Source organism: Flavobacterium adhaerens, assembly GCF_040045115.1.
Lineage (GTDB): Bacteria > Bacteroidota > Bacteroidia > Flavobacteriales > Flavobacteriaceae > Flavobacterium > Flavobacterium adhaerens.
In genome coordinates this window covers 1-22451 of record NZ_JBDLZX010000007.1, presented here as the reverse complement: position 1 = coordinate 22451, position 22451 = coordinate 1, and the positions used below count along the sequence as shown (strand labels likewise).

Genomic DNA, 22451 nt, shown 5'->3' with positions numbered 1-22451 from the left:
AGACAATTAGTAATTAGGATTCTGAACAATTTTGGTGTTTTCTAAATCTTTTTGTGGAATTGGCCAGATTTCGTTTTTACCTGCCACAAAACCATCATTAGCTAGTGCAGCTGCTGCTGTACCAGTTCGAACTAAATCAAACCAACGATGTCCTTCACCAGCTAATTCTTTTCTCCTTTCTAACATAATAGCATCCATAGAAACAGGAACCGATGGAAGTCCAACTCTAGCTCTAACTGCATCCAACAAAGCCTGTGCTCTAGTACCTGTGGCTCCCAAAGCTTCTGCCTCCATCAAATAAGTGTCAGCCAAACGAATGGCATAAGTGTCTTGCTTGTAATTTAAAGCTGTTGCTCCTCCACCTGTTGATGTATCTGAATTTAAAGGCATAAATTTTTTCAAAAAGTAACCTGTATCTTGATAATTTGGAGCCCAATCTGCTTCGCCAGCAGCTTTCAAAGCTTTCATATCTAATATGGTTGCATCAAAGCGAGGATCCCCTTTCAATACATTATACAATGCTGGTGTAACTGTATTAAAACTCCATCCTGATACATAATCTGGCGCTGGAGAATTTGCTGGTCTTGTATATCCACGAGGACCAACCATAATATTTATAGAGTTGCCTTCATCGTTTCCGCCTCCCCAGAATCCCCAGTCGGCATTACTTTTATCAGTATGCGTAATTTCGATAATCGCTTCAGTATTAAACTTGTTACTTATTTCCCATAAATCAGCATAATTAGCTAGTAGCTTATAGCCGTAAACACTAGTTCCTCCAGGAGTTCCGTTTACTTCAGCAAGTTCTGTTGCTGCCTGACTTTTCTTGTCTTGATACAAATACACTTTACCCAATAATGCTTGTGCACTCCCTTTTGTAAAACGACCTGCTTCGGTAGTTAAGTCTGTTAATTTTGTAGGCAGAGCTGCTTTGGCCTCGATTAAGTCTTTTTCAATTTGTGCATAAACTTCTTCAGGTGAAACTTGCACTACATTATAAGTATCTGAAGGAGCTAGCGGCTCTAGAATCAAAGGAATGTTTCTAAAAGTTCGCACTAATTCAAAATAATAATAAGCTCTTAATGCTTTGGCCTCTGCTGTAAATCTGGCAATTTTTGAAGCTTCCATATTTACATTAGGCAATTTTTTTAAGAGAATATTAGCTCTTGAAATTCCTTGGTAAAAATCCCCCCAAAAACTTCCTGGTATATTGATTTGATCTAATGTGTAATTATCAAAAGCATGAATTCCAGCTCCATCTCCAGCTCCACCTCCAGCAGCAAAAAAATCATCTGAACCTGCATTCATCATACAAATCATATTTTCAAAACCTCTGGATTGTTTACCCATTACGTCATAAACTGCCACTAGTCCTGCATAAGCTTCGCTTTCGTTTTTATAATAATTACTTTCGAGCGCTTGTCCTTTTGGGGTAACGGTCAAAAAATCATCACTACAAGAGATTGCCGAAAATAGCACTCCAAAAGCAACACATGAATATTTTATATTTCTAAGTTTCATAATCTTTTTTTTAAAATTGTAAATTAACACCAAACATGATCGATTTAGCCTGTGGATAGTAACCTCTATCGATACCTAATACATTTCCACCAATCTCAGGATCATACCCAGAATACTTTGTAAAAGTGAATAGATTTTCACCAGTCAAATAAATCCTTGAACTTGACAATCCAATCTTACCAATAGCATCACTTGGCAATCTATACCCTATTTGAATAGTTTTGAATCTGAAATAATCCCCATCTTCTAAATAAAAATCAGATGGATTAGAAAAGTTTTTATTATTGTCAACAGTGGAAAGTTTTGGATAAGAATCACTAGTTCCTTCTCCAGTCCAACGTCCTAAAGCTGATGTTTGATAATTAGCATTCCCAATATCCAATCTTCGTAAACCTTGAAAAATTTGGTTACCAATCGAACCCTGAGTAAAAACAAGTAAATCAAAGTTTTTATAATCTACATTTAATGTAAACCCATAAGTATATTTTGGCAATGGGCTTCCGATGAATGTTTTATCATCATCGCTAATCGATCCGTCACCATTTAAATCTTGCCATCTAAAATCTCCTGGTTGTGCATTTGGCTGGATCAAACCTCCACTAGAGTTTGTGTAAGCGTTAACCTCTTCTTGGTTTTGAAAAATTCCGTTTGTTTTATATCCATAAAAAGAATTAATAGACTGACCAACTTGTGTTCTTGTAATAGCTCCCATGTTTTGAAAGGACGCATCACCAGAAATAAATTCGATTCCGTTACCCAAATAAGTAACTTTGTTCTCTAAATAAGAGATATTTCCTCCTATTTTAAAGTTTAGTTCTCCGATTCTTTTTCGGTATCCTAATTCAACATCAACACCTTTATTTTCCATATCTGCAATATTTGCCGATGGATTACCTGTACTTCCTACATAACCTGGCAATACAACATCGCGCAAGATTCCAGATGTTTTTTTGTTGTAAAAATCAACAGTTAAATCTAAACTATTAAAAAATGTAGCATCAAAACCAATGTTTCCTTGGCTGGTTTCTTCCCATTTCAAATCAGGATTAGATGGTGCGTTTGGACTCTTTCCAATAACTACAGAACCTTGATTTCCTAAAGTATAATTTCTATTAGTTCCAATAGTTGCCAAATATTTGAAATCTCCAATAGCATCACTACCTGTTATTCCATAACCTCCCCTAATTTTCAAAGAAGTTAAAATATTATTTTCTGGCCAAAATTCTTCATTTGTAGGTACCCATCCCAAAGAGAATGAAGGAAAAACTCCGTACTTATTATTATCACCAAAACGAGATGAACCATCACGACGAATAATTCCAGTAACTAAATATCTTTCTTTATAATCATAATTTAACCTACCAAATAATGACGTTACTACGTGCTCGTATCCATCATATGCCCCAGCAGTAATATCATCTTGAGTGGCTCCCGAATTAAAAGAGGCATCATCAAAGTTATCAGCTGGTAAGTTCTTATACGTAACATTAGCTCCTGAAGCAATATTATCAACATAAGCTCCTTGCCCTCCTAAAATTGTGAAATTATGACCGCTTATTTCTTTTGTATAAGAAATTGTATTTTCTATATTCCAACCAAAACCTTTATTTCTTTCTCGGTACAAACTATTTACTGCATTTATCGTAGAAGAATTTAAATAGGATACTGGATTAAAACTTTCAGCACCCCAATAAGCTAATTTTGCTCCCAAGGTACTTCTAACTTTAAGTCCTTTTATAACTTCTAACTCTAGATAAGCATTCCCAACAATATTATCGGACCATCCATAATTACCTAATCTAGTTTTGATATAAGCCAATGGATTACTCATTTCTTGTGTAACTACTTGTGAAATACCATAAGGATTCCCGTTTTCGTCTCTCAAAATTCCAGCTTGATTACTATAAGGCGGTAATCCAGCAACTGCAGGATCTGTTACTACAGCTGGAGTGATAGGATCAAGATTTATTGCAGAACTTAATGGCCCACCGTACTCACTGTTTGTATTACCCAATCCGATATTTTTTTCATGGGAATATCCTAATGTTTGACCAAAGGTTAAACCTTTTGCAATTTTGTGAGTTGAATTCAAACGAATGTTTTGTCTGTTGTATTTAGAAATTGGACTAGCAACAATCCCCTCTTGATCCAATAATCCATAAGACAAATAAAATGTCGAAACATCATTACCTCCACTCAAGCTAAATTCTTGACCTAAACGTAAAGCCCCATCATTAAAAATTTGATCTTGCCAATCCGTTCCTGCTCCATAGCTTTCGGCAGATTGGTAAGGCAAATTGTAGGCACCAGATGAAGGATTATATCCGTTTGCATAGCGTTCATTCATAATAGTTGCATATTGAGTTGCATCTAGTAAATCTAGTTTTCTAGCTGCTGAAGAAAATCCTGCATATCCATTGTAACTTACCTTAAGTTTTCCAGATTTTCCTTTCTTGGTAGTAACAAGAATAACCCCTGCAGCAGCTCTAGCTCCATAAATGGCTTGTGAAGCGGCATCTTTTAAAACCTCCATAGATTCGATATCGGATTGATTTAAGTACCCAATACCCCCTGCATCTACAACAACACCATCTACTACCCATAGAGGCTCATTGTTCCCAAAAGTGGTAATACCCCTAACACGAATGGTTGATGATGATCCTGGTTGTCCAGCATTAGCTGCGATAGTAACCCCAGAAACTCTACCTTGTAATGACTGTTCTACTCTCGTAATTGGCAAATCTTTTAGTTCAGCCGCTTTTACTCCAGAGATTGCTCCAGTTATTACTGATTTTTTTTGAGTTCCGTATCCAACTACTACAACTTCATTTAAGTTTTCTGAAGAAGAATACATCTTTATTTGCATCGATGATTGCCCATTGATTGCTGCTTCTACAGTTTTATTACCAATAAAACTAACAACAAGTACTCCATTTTTTGGAGCAATAATTTGAAATTTCCCATCAAAATCTGTTGCCGACGACGTTGATGTTCCTTTTAATAAAATGGTAGCCCCTGGTACTGGCATACCCGTTTCATCGATTACTTTCCCACTTATAGTAGCATCTTGTGCATGACCATAAACTGAGAATAAGATTGATGAAACACAAAAAATAAATGTTTTTAATAATTTCATTTTTCTGATTATTTTGGTTAATTAATTAGTTATTTGATGCGAAAGTAGGCTCTAAATTTCCATATTAAAAATTAAATATCACTACAAAATCACATCAAAAACACTTTTCTACTATTACAAAATATTATCAAAAAAAAAATAACACATTAATTAACAGATAATTATAATTCAAAAAACATTACTTAAATAAATATTAATTTCAAAAAAATCACTACAATTGCTATAATTTGAATACTTTAGCTCAAAAACAACAAAATAGCCTTGAAAACAAGGCTAAAAAACAGAAAAAAAAATATCAAAAAGGCAATCTTAATTTTCAAAATGAAACTAAACCATATAGCAGCAAAAAAGCCATTTATAAAATTGACAAACATTGTATGGCTCATTTTTTTCCTTACTTTTTCTTTACATCTTTCGGGACAAGTAAAAAAAATTGGTCTCCCCCATATTAAAAATTATAATCGAACAGACTATAAAGGAGGAACTCAAAACTGGGATATTGATCAGGATAAAAACGGGAATATTTATTTTGGAAATAACGATGGTCTTTTACAATTTGACGGAACAACCTGGAATAAATACAAAGCAAAAAACTCGGATGCTATTAAATGTCTTAAAGTAGATCCGTCTGGAAAAATTTATGTAGGGTGTTATAATGAATTTGGCTATTTTAAAACCAATTCTAAAGGAAAATTCCAATACTTTTCTATCTCTAATTCTTTACTTAAAAAAACTTCAAATACAATAGATTTTATTTGGAAAATCCATCTTTATAAAGACGAAGTAATTTTCCAATCCTTTGATAACATCTATATCTACAAAAACAATAAAATAAAAATCATAAATGCACCAAAGAAATTTCAGTTCTCCTTTCAAACAAATTCAAAGCTTTATTTCCAAGACATTGCTTCTGGAATTTTAGAATACCGAAATGGCAAATTAATTTATCTAAATGGAACAAATGTTTTAAACCATTCTGAAATTTGGGGTATGGTCGAAATAGAGAAGAACAAAATTTTGGTCGCTACTCTAGATCGAGGACTGTTTATTACAACAAATAATCAAACCCATACTTGGGATACGGAGGCCAACACTTTTATCAAAAAAAATGGCTCTCTAGGATGCGTCTTTTATAAAAATAAATACATTGTAATTAACTCAGTTCTAGATGGAATCATAGTTTGTGATCTTAAAGGAAACATTCTACAACATATTGATCGTAGCAAAGGCCTCCAAAACAATACTGTTCTTACTTCATTTATAGATAATAGTAATAATTTGTGGCTGGGATTGGATAATGGAATTGCTTATGTTAATGAGAATTCATTTCTGACCTATTTTGGATTTAGCTATAACTTGGGTACCGTTTATTCCTCCATCATACACAAAGGCTATTTGTATGTTGCTACTAATCAAGGTGTTTTTTATCATCATTGGGGAGATGATTTTAAGGAAGAAACCTTTAAGCTTATTCCAGAAACAACAACTCAGACTTGGAACGTTCAAGTTATAAATGGAGAATTAATTTGCGCCAGTAACAAAGGGGCTTTATTAATACAAAATCAGCGTATTATAAAAAATCTAGACCCAAAAGGATACTTTGGATTTAAGTCTATACCCAACCATCCCAACCTTTTTATAGGAGCCAATTACAATGGTTTTTCTGTTTTTGAAAAAACAAATTCAGGAATGAAATTTAAGAATAAGATAGAAGGACTAGATAAATCTTCAAACACCTTTGAAATTGATAATGACTATTTGTGGCTGAAAAAAGATCAGTATCTTTATCAAATAACACTTAACAATACTTTTACCAACACAAACTCAATCGAAAGATTTACTGGATTCTCAAAACAAAATAGTGGTATTGGAAGCCTTCAAAAAATAAATAATACCGTTTTATTTCAATCCAATAACATTTTTTACACCTACTCTTCAACTGAAGATACTTTTGTAATTGATACAAAAATGACCAATATTTTCAAATCAATCCCTAAGGTTAAAAATATAACTGAGGATGATATGGGAAATATTTGGTATAATTATGATGAATCTTTGGGAGCGTTGATGAAAACAGAAAAAAACAAATACAAACATGTAGTAACACCTTTTTCTAGCTTGACTGGAAGCTTGGTAACCAATTATATGTCTATTAATACAATTGATTCAAAAAACACTTTTATTGGTCTAACAAATGGTTTAGCGCATTATGACTCTACAATTGAGAACAAAATTATGTCAAAACCTATCGCACACATCAGAACCTTTTCGTTCCCTAGTGACACCATTTATCTTGGAAATGATCAAAAAAAATCTGAAAAATTCAACCTCCCATATGCTTCAAACCAAGTAAAATTTACATTCTCATCACCATACTATGAAAATATTGAAAATATCGAATTCTCCTATCAGTTAGATGGCTTTGATGAAAATTGGAGCAATTGGTCCAATAATGCGATAAAAGAATACACCAATTTAAGAGAAGGCACTTACAAAATGAAAGTAAAAGCTAGAAACAGCTTTAAAATCGAATCTAATGAAACCATTATAGAATTTAAGATATCTCCTCCTTGGTACAGACATCCATTAGCCTATTTTCTTTACTTATTACTGTTTACCTGTTTAATTTTTTATATCCGATTTAGTATTAAAATGAAAATAAGAAAAAACAAACATGTCGAAACTTTAGAACAAAGAAAATTATATTTAGAAAAAGAAACCAAAATCAAACAAGAACAATATGAACTAGAAAAAGAGATTAAAAGATTAGAAAATGAAAAATTACAAATAATGCTTTCATCAAAAGACAAAGAACTAGTAAACAACACCTTACAAGTAGTCAAGAAAAACAAAGTCTTAAACGGCATCATTCACAAATTGAAGGACATTGACACTAATTCATTTGACGAATCTACAAAAGCTCAGTTTTCTAAATTAAACCGAAGCATTTTCAAAGAGGTCAACACCGATAGAAGTTGGAAAGATCTTGAGAAACACTTGAGAAATGTACATTTTGATTTTCTAAAAAAATTAAAAGAAAAACACCCAAATATTTCCTCCAGAGAAATGGACTTAGCTACTTATTTATTAATGAACATGTCCACAAAAGAAATTGCAGAATTCATGAATATCTCGACTGGAGGAGTTGATTTGGCCAGGTACCGATTACGAAAAAAATTAGGCTTAAATCAAAAAGAAAATTTAAATAGTTACTTAATGAGCATCAAATAGCTACTCCTTTCAAATAAAACTATTCAGGTTATTTATCTACACTTACGAATCTAAGTGTAGATTGTTAAATTTATCATGTACTGTAAATAAACCAAAGGCGTCCAATAAAAAACATCCCTTTTAAGATGAGGGATGTTTATTGTTTATATATTTTCACAGCTATCCGAAAGTTTTACATAATGATATAAAAAATGTCTGTAGCCCTTATAAACAGAGTACGACATATAAATTATCCTGAAAACAACAGGGTTTATACAAATTAAATTAAATCTAATACTCTCTCTAAAGCCATTCCTCTCGAGCCTTTGATAAGAATCATGCTGTTTTGAAAACTCTTATTTTGTATATCTTTTGAAAAAACATCAAAATTCTCGAAAAAGAAAAAGTTAGGCATATCAATTTTGTTATGATAAAAATCTTTACCAATAAAATAACAATTAATAGCATCTTGATTCAATAACATATCCAAAACACCTTTATGCTCTAGAAGGCTTTCTTTACCTAATTCGAACATATCTCCCAAGAAAATTGTCTTATTGGATTTGTCTAAAAGGATAAAATTTTCGATTGCTACTTTCATACTACTCGGATTGGCGTTATAGGCATCTAAAATTATTTCATTCGAGCCTTTTTTTATCAATTGTGATCTATTATTTTCAGGAATATAACCTTCAAGAGCATCTTTAATACTCACTACTTCCACTCCAAAATATTTCCCTATAGCAATTGCTGCATTTATATTATTGGCATTATACAAACCAATTAAATGAGTAGTAATAACATTTTTCGCATACTTAACCACAACAAAAGGGTTTGCCTCTATATGATTAATATTTACATCGACACCGATCCTATTAACTCCAAAACTATAAGATTTAATAGACTTAGTCTTATCTACTTGAATAGCGTCCTCAAAATTAACAAATGCTAATTTATTATTTTCTAAAAGATAATTATACATCTCACTTTTACCTTGAATCACTCCTTCGACACCACCAAAACCTTCGAGGTGTGCTTTACCAAAATTTGTAATATACCCATAATCAGGTTGAGCTATTTCACAAAGAAATTCAATCTCTTTTTGATGATTAGCACCCATTTCAACTATCCCAATTTCAGTTTGTTCATCAAAAGACAACAACGTCAATGGCACTCCGATATGATTATTTAAATTTCCAATTGTAGCTTTTGTTTGAAACTTCTTAGACAACACAGCATTAATCAGCTCCTTTGTGGTTGTCTTACCATTACTCCCTGTTAAAGCAATAATTGGCAACTTTAAATAATTTCTATGAAACTTTGCCAATTCCTGTAAAGCAATTAAACAATTCTCAACCAAAACAGTTCGATTGTCTATAAAAAAATCTTGATTGTCAATTAATACATATGCTGCCCCCTTTGCTAAAGCTTCTTTTGCAAATGTATTAGCGTCAAAATTTTCTCCTTTTAAAGCAACAAATAACGAATTAGGACCAATTTTTCGTGTATCGGTTGAAATCGAATCGCACTTTAAAAATAAATTATGAATATAATCTATGTTCATATAAAAGGCTTTAAAAAAACAAAAGCCCCAATAAAAGGGCTTTTGTTTAAATTATCTAAAAAAATTAATTTCTTGGTGTTTTTTTTGTGTTTGATTTAGAACCTACTCTAGACATTGCACATCTAAATCCGATGTAATCTGTTGCCATATCTTGCGGGAAGAATCTTCTCTGCGCTGGATCTAACCAATATGCTCTATCTCTCCAAGAACCTCCTTTGTAAACACGAACCGCATCATTAATCAAAGTTGTTCTTTTACTAGACTTGTCGTATTTTCTTTCCATAGTACCTAAACTATCAACACTTACATTGTGTTTAGGAGCATTATACATGATTTCTTTATCCGATGATTTTCCATCATCTGATCCAGCAAACTTGTAATATTTACTAGACTGTTTATCACCATCTCTGTAATTGATATTGTCACTTGTACTGAAATTTTGTCTCAAATATGTTTCATTATCATCAACTGGAACTTGAGCAATCTCTCCAGGTAAGTTTCTAGGAACTAATTTACCATTACTTAGCGTATCATAAATAATTTTATCAATTGTAATGATTTCAATTTTTCCGTCTTTACCAATTTTATTTTTAGTATAAACATTACCTCTAAAATAGTTAAAGTCATTTGTTTCAACATCAACAATTGGTCTATAAACATCCGCTACCCATTCTGCAACGTTTCCTGCCATATCATACAATCCGAAGTCATTTGCTGGATAGCTCTTAACTTGATTTGTAATATCTGCTCCGTCATCAGACCACCCTGCAATTCCTCCGTAGTCACCATTACCCTGCTTAAAGTTTGCCAATTGGAAACCTTTATTAGATCTTTTTCCAGAACGAGTATAACTACCAGACCAAGGATATTTCTTTTGTCCTTTGTAGATATTGTATTCTCTTTGTCCTACATCAGCTGCTGCTGCATATTCCCATTCTGACTCAGTCGGGAGTCTATATTCTGGCAATAAAATTCCAGAAGATCTTTGAGCATAAACGTTTTTCTCCTCAACAACATTTCCGTCTTTATCTGGTTTTGGAGCTTTTTTAGAAGATCCTTTTCCTTTTAAAAGAATTTCTTCGTTTCCTCCATAAGTTAATGTTGGTGCGGCTACATATGTAGCTGTACTAAAATTACTTTCAGCTGTAACATCTAAATTTTTAGCATTTTTCTTCAAATAACCATTTTTTTCAAGGACAGCCTCATTCACACGGTCAGTTCTCCACTTGCTAAATTCAACTGCTTGAACCCAATTTACTCCAACAACAGGATAATTAGCATAAGCAGGATGTCTTAAATAGTTATTAGTCATTGTCTCATTATATCCTAATCTATTTCTCCAAACAAGGGTATCTGGTGAAGCTCCTTCATAAATGTTCTTATAGTTCTCTTCTGTAGGTGGATATACTTTTTTCAACCATTCAAGATATTCAAGGTACATTAAATTTGTTACCTCAGTTTCATCCATATAAAAGGACATAACATGTTGTTGACTAGGAACATTATTCCAATCGTGCATTACATCATCCTGAACCAATCCTTTTGTAAAAGTTCCTCCTTCTATAAACACTAATCCAGGCCCTGTTTCTTGTGGTTTACCAGCTGTTCCTTTAGTAAAACCTCCTTTTGAGCTACTAACATTCCAGCCTGTACCTCTCGAAGCGCTTTCCGATTTCGATTTTTTGCTACAACTAGCTAATCCTAATATTAATGCAAGTGATAGCATTACTGGTAGGGAAAAAGTCTTATTTACTCTCATAGTTTCTAGTAGGTAATAATTAAAATTTAGGTAGTGCAATGTAATAATTTAAATTAAATCACAAAACCCTTTTTTAACTAATTTTTTAACGTTTTTTTAGATGTTTATAGAAACGCAAAAATATATTTTTTATTACACAAAACAACTAAAATCACTTTTAATATTTTTTAATTACTTTTAGACATTATTTCCAACACAAATCCTCACATTTCCCCCATGAGAAATCTAGTCTTTTATCATATAATTCTCTTACCTTTTTTTGCTCTTGCTCAAACCAAAGGAGATGTTACCATAAACTGGATAACTCCAACACACGTCAACCCAACAAACATAAGACTTCAGACTCCAATTTTTGAAGGTAATAGTTATGATTACGATGCTAAAAACCAAGCCCTTTTTTTTAAATTAAATCTAAAAAATGACGAAAATTTAAACCCAAAAAACATTCAAATTAACAATATAATTTATGAGTCTATTGCTAGTTCTGGAATTGGAAATTTAAACACAAAAGAGATTCCAAATTCGTTAAAACCAACACTTATTACAACAAAATCAAGAAATAATGTTCAAAATTTTCTGAGAATTTCACCCATTATTAAAGATGATTTAGGTTACAAAAAAATAAAATCATTTTCTTACATAATTGAAAATGGTTCTACAAGAAGAATTTCGACAACAAACAAAAAAACAATCATCAGTAACTCTGTTTTAGCTTCTGGTGAATGGTATCGATTTTACATAGAAAAATCAGGAGTTTACAAAATCACAACTGATTTTTTACAACAAATAGGCTTAAATTTGAACGGAGTTGACCCCAAGAAAATAAAAATCTACGGCAACGGAGGAAGAATGCTTCCTCTTTCTAACGAAACATTTTATCCATTTGATTTAACAGAAAATGCAATTCAAATTCAAGGAGAAGACGACGGCATTTTCAATTCCAACGATTATATATTATTTTATGGGGAAGGAATTACGAACTGGAGCGAAGAAAGTCAAACCAACATTAATCTTTATGACACAAAATCTTATTATTACATAACAGTTCAAGGGGATAACGGAAAGAGGATAACCGAAATGGCTCAACCAACAGGTATCAGTACTGAAAATTTAACAATGTACGATGAATATCAATTTCATGAAATAGACAACACTAATATTGCCCAAGTTGGTCGTCAATGGGTGGGAGAATCTTTCGAAATCAACAATACACAAGAATTTCTATTCAATTTTCCAAATATCAACAGTATTTCACCAGCCCGTCTAAATATTTCTCTTGCTTCGGCTGCTTATACTCCAACTTCTTTTAAAATTACCGCTAACGGAATTGACATTAGCAACGTCTCTTTTCCAGCATTAAACACAAGTTCCGAAACTCAATACTTCAACAACAAACTTTCTGATATTACCTTTACCGGTTCAACTTCGATTACTATACAATTAACTTATAATAACAATGGAGTTCCGGGCTCTAAGGGTTTTTTAGATTATATTCAAATTAAAACAAAAAGCAATCTGCAAGGATTTGGCAAACAGTTTCCTTTTCAATACGATTTAGCTAGTTCAAATACTGGTATTGCTTCTTATAACTTTTCGAACGCTTCATCTATTCCTCAAATCTGGAACATTACAGACATTTATAATATCTCCAACATAGAAAACAATTCTGGAAGTCAATTTTCATTCAAAGCAAATTTGGGTGAAACTCAAAAATATATTGCACTTGATTCTAACGATTACTACACCCCTTTAAGAGAAAACAAATCCAAAATCAACAATATTAATATTAAAGGTACCGTATTTCAAAATTCTCAAGGAGAATTTCAAGATATAGATTACATCATTATTGCACCAGATTTTTTAAGAAGCCAGGCCGAAAAACTAGCAAATTTTCACAGATCGAATTCAAGCTTAAACACCAAAGTTTTAACCCTAGAATCTATTTATCAAGAATTTTCATCAGGCAAACAAGACATTGCTGCCATTCGAAATTGCATCAAATACATCTATGACAATGCCTCTTCTGTGGACAAAAAAATAAAATACGTGAATCTTTTTGGCGATGCTTCTTTTGATTATAAAAATAACATAACCAACAATTCTAACATTGTTCCTATTTATGAATCCTTAACAAGCAACACAACAGGAGAAGCTTCTTTTGCATCGGATGACTTTTATGGGCTTATGGATGATACTGAAGGAAATATCACCACTAACTTTGGAGGAATTGATATTGCTGTTGGAAGAATGCTTGTAAGCAACACTGTTCAAGCTGAAGAAATGGTTACCAAAGTTATTGAATACCATAATAAAAAATCTTTTGGTCATTGGAGAAACAATTATATAACTATAGCTGATGATTCTGACAAGGCCAGTGACGCAACCTTGCAATCAAGACAAAACACACTGGCTGACGAAATCAAATCGCAAAAACCTTTCTTGAATGTCTTTAAAATATTCCTTGACTCTTATACACAAGAAGCTTCTGCGGGTGGACAAAGATACCCTAAAGCCAAAACCGATTTTTACAATGAATTCGAAAAAGGTGCATTAATTTTTAATTATTTAGGCCATGGTGGAGAAGATGGATTGGCCAGCGAACGCATTTGGGACAAAACAGATAGTCAAAACCTTAACAACCAATACAAATACCCTCTTTTTATAACCATTACCTGTGATTTCTCAAGATTTGACAATCCGACAAGACCAACAGCGGGAGAATACATTTATTGGAATTCTAAAGGAGGAGCAATTTCACTTGTCTCTACTATTCGGTCTATAGGTCAATTTAGTGCTGAAAATTTTAACGATGTTTTTACAAAAAACCTTTTATCCTATAGCACTAACGAATACGTTTCGACTGCCGAAGCCCTTAGAATATCCAAAAACGAAAATCCAAATTCAGCAACCAATGTTATTTTATATATAGGTGACCCAGCTTTATTCTTAGCCATACCCAAGCCAAAAATCATTCTCAGCAAAGTAAATGATATCCCAATTACCGAACCCTTACCTGATTTTAAATCATTAGCAAAAATGAAAATCACAGGACAAGTTACAGACGAAAACAACACACCCCTTACTAGTTACAACGGTGTTGTTTCTACAATACTCTTTGACAAAGAAATTACACAAAGCACTTTAAACAATGATGGAAACAGCCCCTCGATAGATTTTGATATTCTAGGAGAAGCTATTTTTAGAGGAAACGCAACAGTTACAAACGGACAATTCGAATACAGTTTTATCGTTCCAAAAGATATTCGAATCCCATTAGCCAACGGTAAAATCAGTTTTTATTCACAAAAAAACCAAACCTTAGAAAACATTACTGGTTATGATTTATCAATTAAAGTTGGTGGTATAAATGAAAATGCAATTGCAGACAATAATAGTCCCAAAGTAAAGTTATATATGAATGATGAATCTTTTGTTTCTGGAGGAATTACAAATCAATCACCAATATTTATTGCTTATTTAGAGGATGAAAGCGGGATCAACACTGCTGGAGGGATAGGACATGATATAATAGCAATATTAGATGGCGACGAAAGTAACCCAACTATTCTGAACGATTATTATCAAACAGAACTCGATAGTTATTCAAAAGGTAATTTACATTTTCAATTTAGAGATTTAGAACCAGGATTACACACCATTACATTTACTGTATGGGATGTTTACAACAATCCAACTACAACCGAAATACAATTTTTAGTAGTAGGAAATGAAACGGTAACACTAACAAATGTTCTAAATTATCCAAATCCGTGTGTAAACTATACCGAATTTTGGTTTACTCACAACAAACCAAACGAGCCATTAGAAGTACAAGTTCAAGTACTAACAATTACTGGAAAAGTTGTTTGGACAAAAAACCAAACCATAACAACTCCAGGATTTTTATCGAGAGATATTACATGGGATACTCGTGATGATTTTGGAAATAGAATCGGAAAAGGAGTTTACATTTATAAGCTAAAAGTAAAGGCAACTTTATCCAACAAAAAAGTTGAAAAAATTGAAAAACTTGTCATTCTTTAATAATCATAGTATATTTATACCCAACTAATTTTATTTAAAATAATGAAAAAATCCTTATTGATATTTATCTTTTTATACTCGTATAATTTTATTCAGGCTCAAGACAATAACAAAATCACAACGGCTGTTCCGTTCCTATTAGTTGCTGCCGATGCTAGATCTGCAGGTATGGCCGATAATGGAGTAGCTACTTCAACAGATAATTTTTCTCAACAATGGAATCCAGCCAAATATGCATTTGCAGAAGATCAACAAGGAGTTTCAGTTAGTTACACACCTTATTTGACAGAGCTAGTAAATGACATTTCTTTGGCACAGGTAAATTATTTCAACAAATACAGTGACAAAAGTGCTTTTGGCGCTAGTTTTCGTTATTTCGGACTTGGAGACATCGATTTAAGAACCGATTATGACAGTCCTGTACTTGTTGTTTCTCCTAATGAATTCGCATTAGACTTATCCTATTCTTTAAAACTAAGCGAGCAATTCTCGATGGCAGTGGCAGGTCGTTTTATCAATTCAAATTTAAAAGTCGCAACAGACAATAATGATTCATCATCTTCCAGCAGTTTTGCGGTTGACGTAGCAGGTTTTTATCAATCTGAAGAAATTGCCTATAACGATTTTAACGGACGTTGGAGAGCTGGTTTCAATTTTCAAAATATGGGACCAAAAATGAGTTATGATAATAACGACATTAACCGAAATTTTTTACCTGCTAATATGAAATTGGGAGGAGGCTTCGATTTTATACTTGACGAATACAACAAGATTGCAGTAAATCTAGAATTAAACAAATTATTAGTTCCAACCCCTCAAAATGCTGATTTAAATGGCGACGGAACTGTTACTTCCGAGGAAGAAGACCTAAACAATGTCGATTACAACAATATTGGATGGTTCTCGGGAATGTTTCAATCTTTTACAGATGCACCAGGAGGATTTAGTGAAGAATTAAAAGAGGTTACCTACTCACTAGCATCTGAATATGTTTATCAAGATTCATTTTCATTTAGAGCTGGATATTTTCACGAAAATCAAGACAAAGGAGCTAGACAATATTTCTCGCTTGGAGCTGGTTTCAAATACACTACAATCAAAATAGATGTCTCTTACTTATTTTCAACATCCAAAGTTCAAAATCCATTGGAAAACACATTGCGATTCTCATTATCATTCAATTTTGGAGACAAATACGAGACTTATTAATTTTTTTCTATTATAGCAAACAAAAATCCAATCTTCAACTATTTTGAAATTGGATTTTTTTTTATTTTTAACAGTATCTATTGTATTTCAACACTTATTTAATTTAAAAAACGGAATGAAAGAACTAACAATCACTTCCAAAATCAATATATTTAATACTATTAATGAATTACCGCAACTGGATCAAGAATTAATGGAAAAAGCTATAGAAATAAGAAAAAAAGCTTACGCTCCTTATTCCAAATTCAAAGTTGGCGCTGCAATTTTATTAGACAATGGCAAAATCATATTCGGATCAAATCAAGAAAACGGAGCATATCCTTCAGGACTTTGTGCAGAAAGAGTTGCTATTTTTCAAGCAGGAACACTTTATCCCGAAGTCAAAATTCTAAAAATAATGATTACCGCAGCATCAGATTCCAACACAACCACCACCCCAGTACCTCCCTGCGGAGCTTGTCGTCAGTCGATTGCAGAATATGAAATAAAACAAAATACCTCAATCGAAATTTATTATATGGGCGAAAAAGGAGAAATTCATCGATCAGAATCACTAAAAAATTTACTCCCATTTATGTTTGATAACAAATTACTCTAAAAAAACAACTAAAAATTAGCTTTTAAATTTTAGTTCTAAGTAGGAATGTCTTATTTTTGCATCCCGATCCCTTCGGGGCGCAAATTTGTGATGAGGAAACTATTTTGCGTTACTAGGTCACAATTGTAAAACAATAACACTTAAGCAAAAGAATTATTTCAAATGAAAGAAGTTACAAAAGAAGTTTATTTAAAGTGGTATGAAGATATGCTACTTTGGAGAAAGTTTGAAGACAAACTTGCGGCATTATACATCCAACAAAAAGTTAGAGGTTTTCTACACTTATATAACGGTCAAGAGGCTGTATTAGCAGGTGCTTTGCACGCTATGGATTTGACAAAAGACAAAATGATTACTGCTTACAGAAATCACGTGCAACCTATCGGAATGGGAGTAGATCCAAGACGTGTAATGGCTGAACTTTTAGGAAAAGCTACTGGTACTTCAAAAGGAATGGGAGGATCTATGCACATTTTCTCCAAAGAACACCGTTTTTACGGAGGACATGGTATCGTTGGTGGACAAATTCCATTGGGTGCTGGTTTAGCATTTGGAGACAAATACAACGGAACTGGAGGAGTAACTTTGACTTATTTTGGAGATGGAGCTGCTCGTCAAGGATCATTACACGAAGCTTTCAACATGGCTATGTTATGGAAACTTCCTGTTGTTTTCATTGTCGAGAACAATGGATATGCAATGGGTACTTCTGTCGAAAGAACTGCAAATCACACTGACATTTGGAAATTAGGTTTAGGATACGAAATGCCATGTGGGCCTGTTGACGGAATGAATCCTGTAAAAGTTGCTGAAGCAATGACCGAAGCAATTGAAAGAGCAAGAAGAGGTGACGGACCAACTTTCCTTGAGATGAAAACATACCGTTACAGAGGACACTCTATGTCGGATGCTCAATTATACCGTTCTAAAGAAGAGGTAGAAGAATACAAAAAAATCGATCCAATCACTCAAGTATTAGATGTTATTTTAGATCAAAAATATGCTACGCAAGATGAAATTGAAGTTATCGATCAAAGAGTAAAAGATTTAGTTGAAGAATGTGCGCAGTTTGCTGAAGAATCTCCTTACCCTGAAATTCAACAACTTTACGACGTAGTGTACGAACAAGAAAACTATCCATTCACACCTCATAAACTATAAATCAATTATGGCAACAATTGTAACAATGCCTCGCTTGAGCGATACTATGACTGAAGGAACGGTAGCAGCTTGGCTTAAAAAAGTAGGAGACAAAGTAAGCGAAGGTGATATCTTAGCCGAAATAGAAACCGACAAAGCAACAATGGAATTTGAATCCTTCAACGAAGGAACTCTTTTATATATCGGAATCCCTGAAGGAGAAACTGCTCCTGTAGATTCTCTTTTAGCAATTATAGGAAAAGAAGGTGAAGACGTTTCTGCTTTAATAGCAGGAGGCGCAACACCAGCTGCTCCAGCATCAGAGCCTGTTGCCGAAGCTAAAGCTCCAGAATCTGCTCCAGCTTCAACTCCAGCAACAGAACTTCCAAAAGGAGTTATTGTAGTAACTATGCCTCGTTTGAGCGACACAATGACTGAGGGTACTGTTGCTTCTTGGTTGAAAAAAGTAGGAGACAAAGTAAGCGAAGGTGATATTCTTGCAGAAATAGAAACCGATAAAGCTACAATGGAATTCGAATCTTTCAATGAAGGAACATTATTATATATCGGAATTCAAGAAGGTAGTACAGCTCCTGTTGATAGCCTTTTAGCAATTATTGGTCCTGCAGGAACAGATATTAATGGAATTGCAGAAAATTATAAAGTAGGTGGTAGCACAACTGCTTCTGCCCCAAAAGAAGAAGTAAAAAGTACTCCTGCTGAAAAAGCAACTGAAATAGTTGAAACTGTTACTGACGGAAAACGAATTCTTGCTTCTCCGTTAGCAAAGAAAATTGCTAGCGACAAAGGAATTCAATTGTCTCAAGTTAAAGGAACTGGAGAAAATGGACGTATCGTAAAAAGTGATATTGAAAACTTTACTCCATCAGTTGTAGCTTCAAATGCTCCAGCTTCAAGTGCTCCTGAAACTGCTAAAGCAGAAACTCCAAAAGTATTTGTACCTGCTGGAGAAGTTTTCACAGAAGAAATCAAAAATTCGCAAATGCGTAAAATCATCGCGAAACGTTTATCTGAATCATTGTTCACTGCGCCTCATTACAACCTAGTAATTGAAGTTTCAATGGATGACGCTATGCAATCAAGAGCCGTTATCAACACTGTTCCTGATACAAAAGTATCTTTCAACGATATGGTAATCAAAGCTTGTGCTTTAGCACTTAAAAAACATCCAAAAATCAATTCTCAATGGAAAGATGATGCCATCACTATCAATCACCATGTGAATATTGGGGTTGCTGTTGCTGTTGAAGATGGACTAGTAGTTCCGGTTCTAAAATTCACAGATGCTATGAGCTTATCTCAAATCGGAGCTAGCGTAAGAGACCTAGCTGGAAGAGCTAAAAACAAAAAACTTGGGCCTGCTGAAATGGAAGGAAGTACATTTACTGTTTCTAACCTTGGAATGTTTGGTATAACTGAATTCAATTCAATTATAAATCAACCAAATTCGGCAATTCTTTCCGTAGGTGCAATTGTTGAAAAACCAGTTGTTAAAAACGGCCAAATTGTAGTTGGAAACACTATGATGCTTTCTTTAGCTTGTGACCATCGTACAATTGATGGAGCAACTGGAGCCCAATTTTTACAAACATTAAAACAATATATTGAAAATCCAGTAACCATGCTTGCATAAACACTCGATTAAAAATATTTTCCAATCCCGTCTTGTTAATACTTCAAGACGGGATTTTTTTTTTGCACTCTAAACTCCTTCTAAAAATAAAATTAATTTGATAGTTAGAAAAACTTAGATTTGTAAATAACAAAATTTACAAAAAAATGAAATATAGAATCAAAACTATCAACATTCAATACTTCTTTGCAATATATTTTTTATTTATTTTTTTAGGGTATTCACAAAAAATAGAAAAATTCTTCCCTCAAAAAAATATCACCAGCATCGGTGTTTATTATTATCCTGAACATTGGGATCCAACCCAATGGGAACGTGATTTTAAAAACATGAAAAAAATGGGTTTTGAATTTACTCATTTTGGAGAATTTGCTTGGGCGCAACTAGAACCCGAAGAAGGCAAATATGATTTTGGCTGGCTTGATAAGTCTATAGAATTAGCGAAGAAATACGACCTTAAAGTTATAATGTGTACTTCAACGGCAACCCCTCCAGTATGGCTTGTCCGAAAACATCCAGACGTATTAGCAACAATGGAAGATGGATCAAAAATGGATCATGGCACACGCCAACACGCATCTTTCTCGAGCAATTATTATCGTAGTTATTCAATGAAAATGATAGCCGAATTAGCTAAAAGATATGGTAATAATGAAAACATAATAGGCTGGCAAATAGACAACGAACCGCGTCGTTTTCTCGATTACGGACAAAATGCTACACAACGATATAGAGATTGGCTTAAAAACAAATACAAAACAATTGAAACTCTCAATGAGGCATGGGGAAATAATTTTTGGAGTGGAACATATAAAAATTTCTCAGAAATAAACATTCCTTTACATGCCCTTTGGGGAATGAACCTTCATTCTCAACTAGATCATTATCGATTTGCAGACAACGAAACAGCTACTTTTTTAGACGAACAAGCAATAGAAATCCGCAAATATTCAAATCCTAATCAATGGATTACCTCTAATTATATCCCTATGTATGATGTAGGATACATAGGAGCAAGCAAAGAATTAGATTTTGTATCATACACACGTTATATGGTTTACGGACAAGATACAGGTATAGGAGCAAAAGGGTATCGAGTAGGCGAATATTCCCGTATCTCTATGGCAAATGATTTTTTCCGTCCTATACAAAATGGTTATGGAGTAATGGAGTTACAACCAGGACAAGTCAATTGGGGAAGTATCAACCCACAACCTTTACCCGGAGCAATACGCTTATGGCTATGGCATGTTTTTGCTGGAGGAAGTAAATTTACTTGCACCTACAGATATCGAGCGCCATTGTATGGATACGAACAATTTCATTATGGAATAGTCGGTCCTGATGGTATAACCCCAACAGCAGGAGGACAAGAATTTATGCAATTCATCAGCGAAATAAATATTCTAAGAAAAAAACAAAATTCGAACACATCCTTACCAAAAGATTATTTACAACGCAAAACTGGTATTGTATTCAATACCGATAATGTTATGGGAATAAATCTCAACAAACAAACTAAGGAATGGGATACCGAAAAACATTTCTTAAAATATTACAAAGCAGTAAAATCATTTGGAGCCCCTGTAGATTTCATCCGTGATACAACCGATTTAGCCAACTACCCAGTGATAATAGCTCCAGCGTATCAAATGATTGACATTCCTTTCATCAACAAATTAACTAAATATGTACAAAAAGGAGGAAACCTAATACTAAGTTGCCGAACAGGAATCCAAAATAAGAAAGGGCATCTTTGGGAATCTAAATTTTACGAACCAATATGGAAACTTATAGGTTCCGAAATAGAATCATACGATTTATTAATGCCAAATTCGCCAGACCAAATTAAGTTTGACAATCAAAATTTTGACTGGGTAAGCTGGGGTGATCTACTCAAACCCTACGACAAAACTGAAATCTGGGCTACCTATCAAGGAGACTTTTATGCAGGAACTCCAGCTGTTATAACACAAAAATTAGGCAAAGGAACTGTTACATACATTGGCGTTGATTCATTGAAAGGAGATCTTGAAAAACAAGTTCTAACCAAATTATACCAAAAGCTAAATATTCCAATAGAAAATTATCCAGAAGGAATACTTGTAGAGTATCGTGATGGTTTTGGAATCGCAGTCAATTATACCGATAAAGTTTATGAAATGAAACTCCCAAATAAAGCAGAGATTCTTATTGGGACAAAAACCATGAAAACAGCCGATGTATTAATTTGGAAATATTAGTACAAAAAAAACAGAACAAGACCACGTTAACAACAATAGAAAAGCTCAAAATAAAAATTTTGAGCTTTTTTTTATCAATCACAAATTCTTACTAGTATCAACTAACGAGATATTAATAAAAACAATATCAATTCATTAGTTCAAATTATGGCATGTCCCTTTGGGTCGGGCTGTACATTATATCTTTTCTTTTGCTAAAGAAGCAAAAGAAAAGGATGCCATTTCCATCCCTCATGCGGGCTATCACAGACAAAACAACAATTTATTACCCTACACCTAACTTTTACAGCATTCTTCGGATCAGTTGCAAAAGTTGGGGATTAAGCAAAAAGATTAGATAATCTAAATAAGAAGAAATCTATTTTTCTGACCC

The 22451-nt window shown here is 33.4% G+C and carries 11 protein-coding genes; 7 read left to right on the top strand and 4 right to left on the bottom strand.

What is annotated here, in order from left to right:
- Window positions 1-6 precede the first annotated feature (6 nt).
- Window positions 7-1521 (bottom strand): RagB/SusD family nutrient uptake outer membrane protein, encoded by a 1515-nt coding sequence (locus tag ABEB18_RS10860; protein WP_348799333.1) that lies wholly within the window; start codon window positions 1519-1521, stop codon window positions 7-9.
- Window positions 1522-1531: 10 nt separating this feature from the next.
- A complete protein-coding gene (locus ABEB18_RS10855; protein WP_348799332.1) occupies window positions 1532-4657 on the bottom strand; it encodes a SusC/RagA family TonB-linked outer membrane protein in 3126 nt (1041 codons plus the stop codon).
- 321 nt (window positions 4658-4978) lie between these two features.
- On the opposite strand from ABEB18_RS10855, the gene ABEB18_RS10850 reads away from it, so the two are divergent.
- Entirely contained in the window at window positions 4979-7888 is a 2910-nt protein-coding gene (locus tag ABEB18_RS10850) for a helix-turn-helix and ligand-binding sensor domain-containing protein (RefSeq protein ID WP_348799331.1), read from the top strand.
- A gap of 259 nt (window positions 7889-8147) precedes the next feature.
- Here ABEB18_RS10850 and ABEB18_RS10845 read toward each other — a convergent pair whose 3' ends face one another.
- Both ABEB18_RS10845 and gldJ read right to left on the bottom strand, forming a co-directional pair.
- Entirely contained in the window at window positions 8148-9431 is a 1284-nt protein-coding gene (locus ABEB18_RS10845) for a UDP-N-acetylmuramoyl-tripeptide--D-alanyl-D-alanine ligase (RefSeq protein WP_348799330.1), read from the bottom strand.
- A gap of 64 nt (window positions 9432-9495) precedes the next feature.
- Window positions 9496-11190, bottom strand: a complete 1695-nt coding sequence (gene gldJ / locus ABEB18_RS10840; protein WP_348799329.1) for a gliding motility lipoprotein GldJ — start codon at window positions 11188-11190, stop codon at window positions 9496-9498.
- 216 nt (window positions 11191-11406) lie between these two features.
- On the opposite strand from gldJ, the gene porU reads away from it, so the two are divergent.
- From porU to ABEB18_RS10810, 6 genes are all read left to right on the top strand, one after another.
- Window positions 11407-15234: a type IX secretion system sortase PorU gene (gene porU / locus ABEB18_RS10835; RefSeq protein WP_348799328.1), complete on the top strand. Its 3828-nt coding sequence runs from the start codon at window positions 11407-11409 to the stop codon at window positions 15232-15234.
- 42 nt (window positions 15235-15276) lie between these two features.
- Window positions 15277-16443 (top strand): type IX secretion system outer membrane channel protein PorV, encoded by a 1167-nt coding sequence (gene porV, locus ABEB18_RS10830; protein WP_348799327.1) that lies wholly within the window; start codon window positions 15277-15279, stop codon window positions 16441-16443.
- A gap of 115 nt (window positions 16444-16558) precedes the next feature.
- The gene (cdd, locus tag ABEB18_RS10825; protein WP_348799326.1) at window positions 16559-17041 is read left to right on the top strand and encodes a cytidine deaminase; all 483 of its coding nucleotides are present in this window, start codon (window positions 16559-16561) and stop codon (window positions 17039-17041) included.
- 162 nt (window positions 17042-17203) lie between these two features.
- Window positions 17204-18202, top strand: a complete 999-nt coding sequence (pdhA, locus tag ABEB18_RS10820; protein WP_348799325.1) for a pyruvate dehydrogenase (acetyl-transferring) E1 component subunit alpha — start codon at window positions 17204-17206, stop codon at window positions 18200-18202.
- A gap of 7 nt (window positions 18203-18209) precedes the next feature.
- Window positions 18210-19835: a dihydrolipoamide acetyltransferase family protein gene (locus tag ABEB18_RS10815; RefSeq protein ID WP_348799324.1), complete on the top strand. Its 1626-nt coding sequence runs from the start codon at window positions 18210-18212 to the stop codon at window positions 19833-19835.
- A gap of 146 nt (window positions 19836-19981) precedes the next feature.
- Window positions 19982-22078 (top strand): beta-galactosidase, encoded by a 2097-nt coding sequence (locus ABEB18_RS10810; protein WP_348799323.1) that lies wholly within the window; start codon window positions 19982-19984, stop codon window positions 22076-22078.
- Window positions 22079-22451: the final 373 nt, after the last annotated feature.